Consider the following 12,973-nt stretch of genomic DNA (forward strand, 5'->3'; position numbering starts at 1 on the left):
GGAGCCATGCTACCACCGCGAATTTCACCACTTACTGACATGGCTCACGATGTTGTGTATTGCACCAGCCATTCTGGGGACGGTTGGCAAACAAGGCGTTGAGATTGATGACAGCGTAAGATGGCCTGATGCGCTACGCGTATCAGGCCTACCAGATAATTACAAAATATTGAATTTTCAATATTTTGTAGGCCGAATAAGGCGTTCACGCCGCATCCGGCATAAACAACGCGCACTTTGCCAGTAATCTGAGCGTCCTTTAAGGCGCTGATGTTTCTTATCCTTCTCGTGCAAATTGTGCCGCTTCAGCAATCAGCTGCGCATCGGGTCGCACGCCGGTATACATCGCGAATTGCTCGACGGCCTGTAAGGCTATCACCTCCGCGCCGCTGATCGTCTGCTTATCAAGCCGTTGCGCCAGGCGAATGAGCGGCGTTTCCGGCGGCAAGGCTACGACATCAAAAACGACGCTTGCCGTTGAGACCATCGCTTCGCTGAAGGCCAGCTCATGACTCTCTTTACTGCCCGTCATGCCAAGGGGCGTCACGTTGACCAGAATGTCGAAGGCGATACCTTCCGGCAGCGGTTGCCACTGAAACCCATACTGCTTCGCCAGCGTCGGGCCGCTCTCGCGGTTGCGGGCGGCGATGACGACATCCGTAAAACCCGCGTCGCGAAAGGCGGCAATCACCGCTTTGCCCATTCCGCCGCTGCCGCGAATCATCACGCGTGCGGTGGTATTAAACTGGTGGTGGGCTATCAGATTTTTCACCGCGATATAGTCGGTGTTAAATCCGGTCAGCTTGCCCTCGTCATTTACAATAGTATTCACTGAATCAATGACTTTTGCCGACGGATCGATAGCATCGAGAAAGGGCATACAGCTTTCTTTAAACGGCATCGACACGGCGCAGCCGCGAATCCCCAACGCGCGGACGCCGTTCACCGCCGCTGCAATATCCTGGGTAGTGAACGCTTTATAGATGAAATTCAGCCCCAGCTTTTCATAAAGATAATTGTGAAAACGCGTGCCGAAGTTGCCGGGGCGACCGGCAAGCGACATGCAGAGTTGAGTATCGCGATTAATCATGAGTAATCGCCTCTGCATGAGCGAGCAGGTATTGCTCCGCTTCACCGGACCAGATTCCCTGATGACGCGCCAGAATCGCCGCCAGGCCTTCATCCTGAATCTGCGTGAGTGACGTCAGCGGCAGATATTTCCCGGTATACACCAGCTTTTTCCCGCCGCCGACGGCGGGCAATTCCAGCGTGGTTTCGCCCGCAGCATTCAGCCCAAGAATATGTGTAACCACTTTTGCGGCCTGCACTTTTTTCTCTTCGATCAGTTTGACCGCCGCGCGCATGTCATCGGTATTGCCGCCTGACGTGCCCACGTAATGGGTAAATGCATAATGCACATCGTAGAAATTAATCGGCGCGCTGAAGTGTTTATCCTGCGGCCCGGCGAAGAAGTTCAGGCAACCATCTGTCGCTAGCAAGGAAGAGGCGAGAGTCACCAGTCCTTCATTAGGCACAAAGACGAAAATATCATCGAAGCCGTGACCGCCACTCAGCGCCATTAACGTATCAAATGCTGCATCGGTGGCATTGAGATAATGAATCAGCGTTTGCGGCTCTGATGGATAGTGTTTCCGCGCATAGCTCAGCTTGTCGTTATTGGTATCAGTGACAATTAACAGCGACGGGTTAACCGGCCCATGCAGCGCATAATCAATCGCCAGCAGCCCCATCGGGCCAGTGCCGCCAAGGATCAGCGTCCGTCCCTGCGGGCGAATCCCCATCTTGTGGTTATAGGTGCCTTCCTGCAGATGATAGTTAGCGTTGAACGCGCCAATCACGCAGGAGAGCGGTTCAACCAGCGAGCCTTCAAAGTAGGTCTCGCCTTCGTATGCCAACAGACAATCCTGCTCCATGACTTCGTTGGGAATAACCACATGCGTTGCTTCGCCGCCCACCCACGGGAAGGAGTAACCGGGGCAGTCCGGGCGATCCGGCAGTTGCAGGTTGGCCTGAATCACATAGCGCTGGCCTGGCTGGAATTTGTGCTGCCACTTTTTACCGACGGCCAGAATATCGCCGCAAAACTCGTGGCCGATGATGATCGGGTTGGTCGCCACATCGTCGGGCACTTTTTTATGGTTTTCACCCAGGTTGGCCTCTTTCCAGGAAGAAAGACACAGGCTGTCGGTGACTACTGTCGCCAGAATTTCATCCTCCTGCATTTCAGGAAGGTCAAAGGTTTCCAGACGCAGGTCACGTTTACCGTAAAGACGCAGAGCTGTTGTTTTCATAAACCACCTCATGTTGAGCGATGGCCCCGGCAGTCGCGCCGGGGCGAAGAATCAGGACAGGAAGCCCAGCGCATTGCCGATAATCCCTAAGCCAAACAGGGCGAAGATCAGCCATACGGGGTTAATTTTTTTGTTGAGCAGACGCACCATTAGCAGTGTCAAACCCAGCGCCAGCAGGCCAGGGCAAAGCTGGTCAAGAATGTTCTGCACGGTCATGGTGACGGTGGAACCGTCTGCGGCAGGTGTTTGCGAGACGATCATCGGCACGTTGATTGATGTCCATTTGGTGACCAGCACTCCCATGACAAACAGGCCAAGAATCGACGCGCCCTCGGTCAGTTTTTGCAGCACATTCCCGCCCATATCGCTGACAATATTCACGCCTTTGCGAAAGCCGAGTTGTAGCCCATACCACTTCATCGCCAGACGCACCGCGTTGAAAATAAAGAAGAACAGCAGCGGGCCGAGAATGTTGCCGGACAACGCCAGCGATGCGCCGAGCGCGGCGGTAATCGGGCGCAGTGTTCCCCAGACCAGCGGGTCGCCAACGCCCGCCAGCGGCCCCATCAGGCCGACTTTGATGCCGTTTATTGCACCGTCATCAATTTCTGCACCGTTGGCTCGTGCTTCTTCCATTGCCGCCGTCACACCAATCACCGGGCCACAGGCTGCAGGCGTGGTATTGAAGAACACCAGGTGTCGCCTGAGCGCCGCAACCTGATCCTCTTTTAATGGGTAAAGTCGCTTGATGGCGGGGATCATGTCGTAGCAAAAACCCAGCCCGTGAATACGTTCAAAGTTAAAGGACGCCTGTTGCAGGTTGGAGCGCAGAAACATGCTCACCAGATCGCTGCGTGTAATTTTTCTCTGTTCCATGATGGCTCCGTTAATCGTCAAGTTGGTCAAGGGCGGTGGAGGCGGTGGCCTGGAGTTGAGGTTCAGCTTTACGCCACTGTGGATTTAGCTGGATGTAGACCAGGGCCATGATCACGCCGACGCCACCGAACGCCAGCAGACTGAGATCGAGGTAGCCACCTGCGAGGAAACCGAGGAAAAAGAAAGGCATCAAATATTTCACGCCCATCATACGTAGCACCATGGCGTAACCGACCACCACGATAAAACCGCCAGCAATCTGTAGTCCTCGGGTCACAAATTCGGGAATGGCGTTTAACATATTGCTGACCATATCGGCGCTGACGAACAGCGAGACAATCAGTGCCGGAATAGCAACGCGCAGCGCCTGCACGCCAAGCGCGGAGACATGCAGAATATCGAGAGTGCGAAACCGCGCCTCTTCCGCTGCTTTATCCGCCGCGTGCTGGAACACTACGGTGATGGTACGGGCAAACACCGTCAGCACTTGGCCTGCCGCAGCCACAGGCAACGCGATGGCGATTCCGGTGGCGATGCTTTGCTGACCAACGATAACCAGAATGGCGGAGATTATGCTGGCGAGTGCAGAGTCCGGAGATTGCGCCGCGCCGACGTTCATCCAGCCGAGAGCTATCAATTCCAGCGTGCCACCGAGCATAATTCCGGTTTTTAAATCACCGAGAATTAAACCAATCACCGTACAGGCAATTAACGGGCGGTGAGTCTGAAATTCATCCAGCACGCTGCCCATTCCGGCAATACAGGAAAAAAGAAATATTGCAATGATTTGTAGGGTACTTATTTCCATTATTTATCACCTTTTAAGTGTCGTCATCCCTGCCTGTTAAAGCATATGTACACAGGCGCTATTATTTAATTTGCGACTAACTGTTCTTTTATTTTGTCGAGAATATTAACGGATGGGTCGGAGGCCACGACGCGTAAATCCAGTTTCACGCCCTGTTTATCCAGCGCATAAAATGCCTGTATATCGTCTTCATCCAGTGAAACCGCTTTGGTTAATTGTTTTTTACCCGGCCGCCAGGCCATTCCGCCAATATTCAGGGTATCGATTTTCACCCCCAGCCTAACCATCGCTAAAGCATCCTGTGGTCGGGTAAAGAGATAAAAAACAGTTTCATCTTTATATTGTGGGTTGTGATACACAGCGACGGCTTTTTCAATATTCACCACGTTAACCTTCATTCCCGGTGGTGCGGCCTGACGTAATAATGTCCGGCGGACTTCATCGTTATATACGTCGTCATTACAGATAATAATCCGTTGCGCGTTGGCCACTTTTGACCAGACGGTGGTGACCTGACCGTGGATCAGACGGTCATCTATGCGAGCCAGCGTAATGTTCATCAAAAATCCTCCTCGGTCGTTTCAAGTTGTTTCCAGACGACGCAGGTTTGTTGGGCAATTGTCAGCAAGTGATCGCAAAGTTCATCGGCGTTCATACTGCTCTGGTTATCCACCAGTTCCAGAGCCAGCGGCAGAGAAAGGCCGCTGATTACCCGCAGACGAGGATTGCGCATCGCAAGCATCGCTGCCGCATTCCACGGGCTGCCGCACTGTAAATCCACGGCAATCAGCCACTCATCTTGATTGTGAATGCTTACTAACTTTTCCAGCTTTGCTACGATGTCTCCGGCGTTTTCACCGGGCACAAATTCAACGGCTTCAACATTGGCGTTGCCGTAAACCATCTGAACCGATTCCAGCATGGCGCAAGCTAATTTGCCGTGGGCACAAAAAATGGCGTTGACCATAAAGCCTCCTTATCCGCGTGTTTTGCCGCCCGCAATGTTAGTGGTTACTCCGGTGATGTAGCTGGCGCGTTCAGACAGCAGATAACAAACAAAATCAGCGACTTCTGCTAATCTTCCGGCGCGCCCAATAGGAATGGCGTTTTTGGTATAGCCTTCACGCAGCTGCTCGACGGTGATATTGCGCGTCCACGCCAGCGCCTCTTCATATTCCGGCGTGCGTAGCCCGGTTTTTTCCAGAATCCCCGGCGCGATACCGACTACACGGATACCGTGTTTACCCAATTCTTTTGACCAGGATCGCGTGAAGCTATTAAGCGCGGCTTTGGTAGCGGCGTAACAGCTTTGGCCTTCTGAGCCTTCCAGTCCACTTTCTGAGGAAACATTCACAATCACGCCATCATGTTGTTTGACCATCTGTCGCGCCACCGCCTGCGACATCAGAAAAACGCCTTTCTGGTTGATATTGACCATTTTTTCGAATGCAGCTTCGTTGAGTTCATACTGCCCGGCAGGCGCTTTCTCATCGACCAGTAGACGCGGGAAATTGACCCCGGCGTTATTGACCAGACCGTCGATGCGATCAAAACGCTGGATAATTTCCGCTACCGTATGATTTACCTCTTTGGCGCTGGAAATATCGGTCGGCCAAAACTGATAGCCTTTATGACCTTCATATTGACCATCGCCACCGTGAATATCTACCATCTGTACATTTGCGCCTTGTGCTAATAATTCCTCTACAATCGCCAGACCAATACCGGATGCGCCGCCGGTGACGATAATGATTTTATCCTGCAAATTTAACCACGTTTGCATAACAGACTCCTGATTTTAGATAATAGGGACCCGCCGTAATTTTTATTACGGTAAACATCGGGAAGATTTTTATTTCAGTAATAGTTCAGCTGTGCTGCTATTCGTTACCAGACAATTAATATATTTTCCACGCAGTGCACCAACAATTCCGCTGTATTTTTCTTCACTCATGGCAATGCCAATGGAATATCGTGCCTGCTTTAATTTATTCATTTCGATAGAGAGTGTTTTTTCGCTCATATTCGTTTCAACCATTGCGCCGTGAATATCAAAAAAGCGCGAGCAAATATCGCCAGCAACCTGGCGGGCATTCAGGTCGTCACTCTCTTCACCACCATAAAACGCATGCCAGTTAGCGCCGTCGCGAATGGCCGGTGAGCCAATTCCCACCAGGGCGACATCCAGATTATCCCAGTAGGCAGAGATGGTTTTAAAGTGCTGAGACTGCATGATCCCATTACGAATTAATGGGTTATCCAGCAGAGCCGGAAAATCCGCGAGATGCGATTCCCCTTTCAGCTTCGCTGCCGCGCTGTAGGTTAATGTGTTTACATGATAGCGGCTTTCGAGTTTACCGGACGGTCCGCCAATAATTGGTACGCAGATTAACTGCCGCGATTGCCCCGCCTGCGGTAAGTTTTCAACCAGTGCGCTCACCGCGCGACCCCAGGAAAAACCGACAATATCGCCAGGCTCCAGCAAGCGATCCAGCAGTTGCGCGCCGTGTAACCCCATCATCGCCAGTTGAGTCTCTTCATCCTCATCATTTCCCGACACCACCACAACGTCTTTCAGGCCAAACTTTTGCTTCAGTTGCTGCTCCAGCCAGAGATTTTCGTTGTAGTCATAGTTGATGGCGATGGTGACAATTCCCTGATCGCGGCCTCGTTTAAGCAAGCGGCTGATGGTGGTGCGGTAAATACCCAGTTCGCGCGCAATTTGCGCCTGCGTCATATCCTGTTCGTAATAGAGTTGGGCAATCTTCACAATCAAACGGATATCGTCACTGTTTTCCATCGCCGCCTCCTGATTTTGCACATTTGTGCAAATACGCTTTTTAACCACTTGATCTGATATAACTCCATCATGGTGGCCTTTAAAAGTGATTTTTCACTCTTTGTTTGGGCTGGAATGGCGCTTTATCTTGCACATTTGTTTCTCTGCGTAGTAGTCGTCAGCACAGGTGTGCAAATATTCGTAATATATTGATTATCCTGGTTTTCGCCAGGCAAATTTGCATCGGGCTTCTGGTGACACTTTTGTGATAAAAGGCGCGGCAGATCACATTTAATTTCGACGTTGCTGCATAACCCTGTTTTTCCCCGTTAAGAGGTACGGTATATTCCGCGTTTTACAGGAGAATTTATGCTGCCCGACTCATCAGTCCGTTTAAATAAATACATCAGCGAAAGCGGAATTTGCTCACGCCGCGAAGCGGATCGCTATATCGAGCAAGGCAATGTGTTCCTTAATGGCAAGCGTGCCACCATTGGCGATCAGGTGAAACCCGGTGACGTTGTAAAAGTAAACGGTCAACTGATTGAGCCACGGGAAGCCGAAGATTTAGTGCTTATCGCCCTGAATAAACCTGTTGGCATTGTCAGCACCACCGAAGATGGCGAGCGAGATAACATTGTCGATTTCGTTAATCACAGTAAACGCGTCTTCCCGATTGGTCGCCTGGATAAAGACTCTCAGGGACTGATTTTCCTCACCAATCACGGCGATCTGGTGAATAAGATCCTCCGTGCGGGTAATGACCATGAGAAAGAGTATCTGGTGACGGTGGATAAACCGATTACCGATGAATTTATTCGTGGCATGGGCGCAGGCGTGCCGATCCTCGGGACGGTGACCAAAAAATGCAAAGTCAAAAAAGAAGCGCCATTTGTCTTTCGCATTACCCTGGTGCAGGGGCTGAACCGACAGATTCGTCGCATGTGTGAGCACTTTGGCTACGAAGTGAAGAAGTTGGAACGCACACGCATCATGAACGTCAGCTTAAGCGGCATTCCACTGGGCGAGTGGCGCGATTTAACTGACGATGAACTCATCGATCTTTTTAAGCTCATCGAAAATTCCTCTTCCGAGGCAAAACCCAAAGCGAAGTCCAAACCGAAAACGGCGGGGATCAAGCGCCCGGTGGGGAAGATGGAAAAAACGGCGGAAAAAGGGAGTCGCCCGGCATCAAACGGGAAGCGTTTCACCTCGCCGGGGCGGAAGAAAAAAGGGCGTTAATCAGCGTCTGCCGCGCGTCGATGTATTTGCCGACCAACTGAATGACGCTTCAGGGTCCGGTTTGTAAGCCTGCTTTTTCTTCAACTGGCGGGCTTTTTTCGCCTCAGCCTCACGCTCAACCATCAGCTTATCAATGTACTCTTTTTTAATGCTGTTGGTTTCGGCATTGGTCAACACACGACCATGCGCAATACGCGCCCGATCCAGTAGCGTCTTTAATTCGCGCTGTTCACGCTCGGTCATCTCTTTTTGTGTAATACGGGGGAGTGCCATGATGGTGCCCTCAGTGAGCCAGAATGTTCAGTGTACGGGAATTTACCCCAGAGCAGAATAGGAGAATGAGTCAGGATGTTTTTTTTTGAAAAAATTATCCATTTGACTGTTTCTTTTAATTCGTGGCTTCAGATCTGGTTGTGATTTTAGGATAAACAGTAATATACCGGGCATACAGCCCGGTATTGTTTTTATCCATATCAGTAATATTTTTTTCAAAATAAAATTCGTCACTAAAGTTCTAATTAGAGCAGTCAAACCAATTGCTAATTACAGTTTCAAACTTGTGAGTAACTTGCCACCATAAATAATTTTCTAGGACAAATTGTTTTCCGTGATGGGCAATACTAAGTAAATCAGGATTGTTAAGTGTTTTTTCTATATCCACAGCAATCGTTTCTGGTGTCATCGGCTCTTGCAGGTGATAGCCAGTATCTTTATCTTTTACAAATTCTATCATTCCACCTCGAGTACTCACCAGTACAGGTTTACCTGCGCTCATAGCTTCTATTGCCACCATACAAAATGGCTCCTGAAATTGAGATGGAATAACAACTAAATCAGCCAAAGAATAATAGCGATGCATTTCCTCAGGAGCGACACCTCCTAACATATGGCAGTGTGAACCTAGTTGTTTTGCTAATTCTCGAATTTTCTGTTGGTAAATTCCTTTTTCCCCCTTACTTTTGCTCGCATAATCCCCTATAACAACCAGTTCTATATCATCACGGGTTCTGATGAGTAGTTCAAACGCCTGTAAAAGTAACATCAATCCTTTTTCAGGAGATATTCTTCCCGCATAAAATACAATCTTCTTGTCAGGGGGTATGTTCAGTTCAGAACTGTTGATTTTTACATGGTGCTTATCCGTATTATATGGATCTGTTCCATTTGGGACTATAGCGATATCTGCATCAGGAAGAAACCCCTGATAATAGTCTTTTAAATAGTTACTGGGGACGAGCATTTTGACATTAACATCCATTCCTTTTGGCTCATAAGCGTTATGCATATGCATCACTATTTTTGCATGAGGTGAACGCTCACGAATCTGGCGATATAATTTCATGCTATTATGTACAACGATTACACTGTTATCCGTAATATTGAAATCGTTAGCGACATTCAAAATTCGTTGAGAATAAGGCAGGGGATCTATACGCGTCAATTTCTGAAATATGCGTTTATAAATTCGACTGAACCCGATGCGATGAATTGAGCATCGTTCACTGACAGTGGTGATATCAGAATAACCTTCTTCTTTTATACAAACAATTCTATTCGGTATTCTTGTCATCTTAGCAACCTGATAAATCCAGGTTTCTACAGCAGCTGCGCAACGTGGAGGAATGGAAAAAATTGGCGTAACAGTGAAAATTATTTTATCAACCATGACGTATTATCCTTTCTATTGTTATTTTGCTTTATTGAATTTTTATAAGCAAATGAGGAATCAGTGTATATGCATAGTATGTGAATGTTATCCTACTTAAGCCTCTATCTTTGTGGCGTGCCAGCGGCAACGTGTTATCTGACTCATTTTTATTAGTGATAACCTTACTTTTCCAGAGGAGTGAGATAGTAAACACGCTGTTTCCTCGCATCGTCTATGAGGGTATCAAAAGGACAAACTATATTTGAAGTGATTTATAACGCAATATATTTATGTTTAAAAATTGCTTTTATTCTTCACGTGAATGCTTTGTTTGGGATGATATTTTTTATAAATATGTTATACCTAATTCTAAATAGCCAAGCGGAATAGTTCTCCATTTTCGGTCAGCCCTTTCGGGGTAAGGCACAGAGACCATTTTCTCTGTCTAACCGTGCTTGCATTGGGGAGGTGTCCATATAAGCTATTTAGAGTATATAAGGAACCGGGCATTGTGCCCGGTGTGATTTACGGATGGGATTGCCAGCTACTTACTAAGGCATACAGGTGATTTGGTGAGTATCGCCAGCTGTCTTTTAATTGCAGGAATTCAGCACAAAATTCACTGCAAAACAGGTGATCGCACTGTTCTTTATTGCCGGTGATAATTCCTAAGGCTCCGCGCCAGTCGTATTTTTTGCCATCATGTTTATGGAAAAACGTTTCCACGTCCTGAAGGCAGGCCTGGAGCGGCAGCATATCCCACTTATCTGGCGGTAAAGGCATTATCTTTCCCCGAACGCCGCGATCGCGTAGTGATGCAGAGTAACAAAGGTAACTCTTTTCACCATGCTTAACGGCTAATTCACAGTGGGAATAACTACCACGTGTCACTTTACGGGTAAGCCAGTCAGCCAGTCGGGCAACACCACGGTGCTCTGTTCGACCCTTATAACAAGCGAGCCAGACAGTGGTTTTACTCATGGTTGCCAGCCTGTGGAGTAATCGTAGTCGAGCACCGCCTGAATATCGTCCAGTGCTTCCACCGCCGCGATATGGTGCTGGGCGTTGGCGAATAAGCGCATATCGTGATCCATTGTTACCGATTCAAACTGGGCGGCGATTTCGTTGGTTAACTCGATCAGACCGTCATTTTTAGTTTTCCACATTAAACCTGGCGGAATTTTTTTCTCCGCTCCCATTTTAGTGAGTGAAAGCTGTTGGATACGGCTATTTGTATCACTGTGGAAGTGATGGTCGTTGATGATGATGTAGTTGGTTTTGATGGTATCGCGTTGATTTTTGATTGCAGAGTATTTCGCCTCTTTAGCATCGGTTATAGATGGTTGCCATTTTTCACCATCCCAACGTTCAAAAGAACCTGATGGGGCAATGATGGTGACAGTTTCAGGTAATTGACCCAATTCTTGAATAATAAGCTGACTACCATCAACTTTGTTATAAACAGTTTGCCCGCGATGATCTTCAATGAGCTCCCATTTTTCATTCACCCAAACAGGAGTAAAACCTGAAACCTTTTCGGGTGGTGAATTTAATGTGCAATGATTTGGCAAACCTGTATTAGGTGCAATGTATGCATCAGACTCACCGATATATTCTTGGGTGTCTTGTGAAAAATTATAAACAGTCAGTATTTGAGCTTCATCGGAAAATGTAAAAGTATTCATGCTAGTCTCACAATATAATTGAATGCGATATTTCTAACGGTGTTTTCGGTATTGCCGGTATTATTAATGGTTATAGAGTGGTTATGGGCCCCAAGTGCAATTGAATGTGAATGGGTACCAATTGAAAGTTCATGTGTATGGCTACCCAATGCGATAGTATGTGCATGGATACCAATGGCTGTAGTATGAGAGTGATCACCTACTGCATCGGTATTAACAAAATCATAACGAGAGTCACCGATAGAATCAGCGGTTAGTGCATTGCCACCGTAATCAGCATCACCTTTACATGTTATTTGATGTGAATGGCCACCTGTGCTGGTCGACGATTTACTTCCGTGATTGAACGACGATGTTGTCTTAGAGCCAAGATCAGAGGCAGATACCGTTTTGTTTCCAAAATCAAAAGATGATGTTGCTTTTGTCCCTAAATCCGTACTAGAAATACTGCCCGTATGGTTGTGCGATTTAACCCCATCCAGTTCAGTAGATAATATATTACGCCCACTGCTGGTTTTCCCTTTAATTATCCATCCACGCATATCAGGGATGACGCCAGACGGATATGCAATTGCCAGTTTGGGATATGAGGCTTTATTAAATGTCTGACCTGTCATCAGGGCGTAGCCAGAAGGTACAGAATCAGACGGCCAAGGAATAGGCATCCCTACAGGGCAGCTTTCCGCAGCACTAGCCTTATCATACGCCGCCTTCACCGCACTCGGCGTAGCCGCCTCCGTCGTACTGTTGCTATCCGTCGCATTACTAAGCTTCACAATCCCTTTTTGTGTCAGGGTGCCGTCCGGAATACCCGTAATCTGCCCCCAGGGGTGTGTATGACTACCCGCAGCCTTACCGTTCGCCAGGTCATACGCCGCCTTCACCGCGCTCGGTGTCGCCGCCTCTGTCGTGCTGGTGCTATTGGTCGCGTTATTAAGCTTCACAATCCCTTTTTGCGTCAGCGTACCATCCGGTATATCAGTAATCTGACTCCAGGTATGACGATGATTTCGAGCCTCAATCATTGCCGCTTTCACCGCTTTTGGCGTAGCCGCTTTGGTTTCGTCATCACTGTCAGTGGCGTTACTTAACTGCGTAAAGCCTTTTTGCGATAACGTAGCATCAGGGTGATTAGTCGAACGTTCATGTTCATCCAGTTGCGAATCAACATAATCCCGTGTTGCCAGCACAATACTGGGATCAACGGTGAGCGTTACCGCTGCCGTATTGGAAACTTCCATAATGAGACGAATGCAAACTTGCTTACCGCTGCCGCCGGGTAATAGCGGTTTATACGACTCCGGGAATTTACCGATAGCAATGAGTTCACCATCGGTATCAAAAACACCGACTTCACGTACATACCAGCCGCCGATATTTTCTGGCAGTACAAGTTCCGCAATTAACCAGTTAGGATTATTGGGCGCAACTGTTAATGTATTTAAATCACCGCGCCATACTTCATGGCGTAATTTAGTTTGGCTGACGGTGGGTTCATAATATTGCCCTCCGCTGTCGCCAACAGCCATTTTTTGTAGATGAAGCTGTTTTTTATCCGCCAGGGCATTGGCAATTTTTGCCATCCCTCTGTCAGTGAGTAGAGTATAAAACTCATTATCCATA

General features: G+C 48.2%; 14 protein-coding genes. 1 reads left to right on the plus strand and 13 read right to left on the minus strand.

The window, feature by feature from the left end:
* Positions 1-277: 277 nt before the first annotated feature.
* The 8 genes from LG381_RS05760 to LG381_RS05795 all read right to left on the minus strand — a co-directional run bounded on the left by LG381_RS05760 (position 278) and on the right by LG381_RS05795 (position 6,796).
* Positions 278-1,090, minus strand: a complete 813-nt coding sequence (locus LG381_RS05760) for a shikimate 5-dehydrogenase (protein ID WP_222680071.1) — start codon at positions 1,088-1,090, stop codon at positions 278-280.
* Positions 1,083-2,312, minus strand: a complete 1,230-nt coding sequence (sorE, locus tag LG381_RS05765) for an L-sorbose 1-phosphate reductase (protein WP_105290444.1) — start codon at positions 2,310-2,312, stop codon at positions 1,083-1,085. Before sorE ends, LG381_RS05760 begins: the two co-directional genes overlap by 8 nt.
* A gap of 51 nt (positions 2,313-2,363) precedes the next feature.
* Positions 2,364-3,188, minus strand: a complete 825-nt coding sequence (locus LG381_RS05770) for a PTS system mannose/fructose/sorbose family transporter subunit IID (RefSeq protein ID WP_225762123.1) — start codon at positions 3,186-3,188, stop codon at positions 2,364-2,366.
* Positions 3,189-3,198: 10 nt separating this feature from the next.
* Positions 3,199-3,996, minus strand: coding sequence for a PTS mannose/fructose/sorbose transporter subunit IIC (locus LG381_RS05775; protein WP_000406331.1), 798 nt, complete (start codon positions 3,994-3,996; stop codon positions 3,199-3,201).
* Between the two features lie 65 nt (positions 3,997-4,061).
* Positions 4,062-4,556, minus strand: a complete 495-nt coding sequence (locus LG381_RS05780) for a mannose/fructose/sorbose PTS transporter subunit IIB (RefSeq protein WP_001027842.1) — start codon at positions 4,554-4,556, stop codon at positions 4,062-4,064.
* Positions 4,556-4,963, minus strand: a complete 408-nt coding sequence (locus tag LG381_RS05785) for a mannose/fructose/sorbose PTS transporter subunit IIA (protein ID WP_105290447.1) — start codon at positions 4,961-4,963, stop codon at positions 4,556-4,558. The genes LG381_RS05780 and LG381_RS05785 overlap by 1 nt, the downstream gene beginning before the upstream one ends.
* A 9-nt stretch (positions 4,964-4,972) precedes the next feature.
* Entirely contained in the window at positions 4,973-5,779 is an 807-nt protein-coding gene (locus LG381_RS05790) for an SDR family oxidoreductase (RefSeq protein WP_065228044.1), read from the minus strand.
* A gap of 69 nt (positions 5,780-5,848) precedes the next feature.
* Entirely contained in the window at positions 5,849-6,796 is a 948-nt protein-coding gene (locus tag LG381_RS05795) for a sugar-binding transcriptional regulator (protein WP_000431660.1), read from the minus strand.
* A gap of 348 nt (positions 6,797-7,144) precedes the next feature.
* Between LG381_RS05795 and rluF the strand changes: the two genes are divergently transcribed.
* Positions 7,145-8,017: a 23S rRNA pseudouridine(2604) synthase RluF gene (rluF, locus tag LG381_RS05800; RefSeq protein WP_225762124.1), complete on the plus strand. Its 873-nt coding sequence runs from the start codon at positions 7,145-7,147 to the stop codon at positions 8,015-8,017.
* On the opposite strand, the gene LG381_RS05805 is transcribed toward rluF, so the two are convergent.
* From LG381_RS05805 to LG381_RS05825, 5 genes are all read right to left on the minus strand, one after another.
* Positions 8,018-8,290, minus strand: coding sequence for a DUF3811 domain-containing protein (locus tag LG381_RS05805; protein WP_001207630.1), 273 nt, complete (start codon positions 8,288-8,290; stop codon positions 8,018-8,020). It abuts the gene before it with no gap.
* Positions 8,291-8,531: 241 nt separating this feature from the next.
* On the minus strand, positions 8,532-9,683 hold the full coding sequence (locus LG381_RS05810; protein ID WP_225762125.1) for a lipopolysaccharide N-acetylglucosaminyltransferase: 1,152 nt from the start codon (positions 9,681-9,683) through the stop codon (positions 8,532-8,534).
* Positions 9,684-10,190: 507 nt separating this feature from the next.
* On the minus strand, positions 10,191-10,646 hold the full coding sequence (locus LG381_RS05815) for a hypothetical protein (protein WP_225762126.1): 456 nt from the start codon (positions 10,644-10,646) through the stop codon (positions 10,191-10,193).
* On the minus strand, positions 10,643-11,350 hold the full coding sequence (locus tag LG381_RS05820) for a DUF4376 domain-containing protein (RefSeq protein WP_225762127.1): 708 nt from the start codon (positions 11,348-11,350) through the stop codon (positions 10,643-10,645). The genes LG381_RS05815 and LG381_RS05820 overlap by 4 nt, the downstream gene beginning before the upstream one ends.
* Positions 11,347-12,972, minus strand: coding sequence for a phage tail protein (locus tag LG381_RS05825; RefSeq protein ID WP_225762128.1), 1,626 nt, complete (start codon positions 12,970-12,972; stop codon positions 11,347-11,349). Before LG381_RS05825 ends, LG381_RS05820 begins: the two co-directional genes overlap by 4 nt.
* Between the last annotated feature and the right edge of the window lies 1 nt (position 12,973).

The sequence above is a fragment of the Escherichia sp. Marseille-Q3837 genome, from assembly GCF_916618735.1.
Lineage (GTDB): Bacteria > Pseudomonadota > Gammaproteobacteria > Enterobacterales > Enterobacteriaceae > Escherichia > Escherichia ruysiae.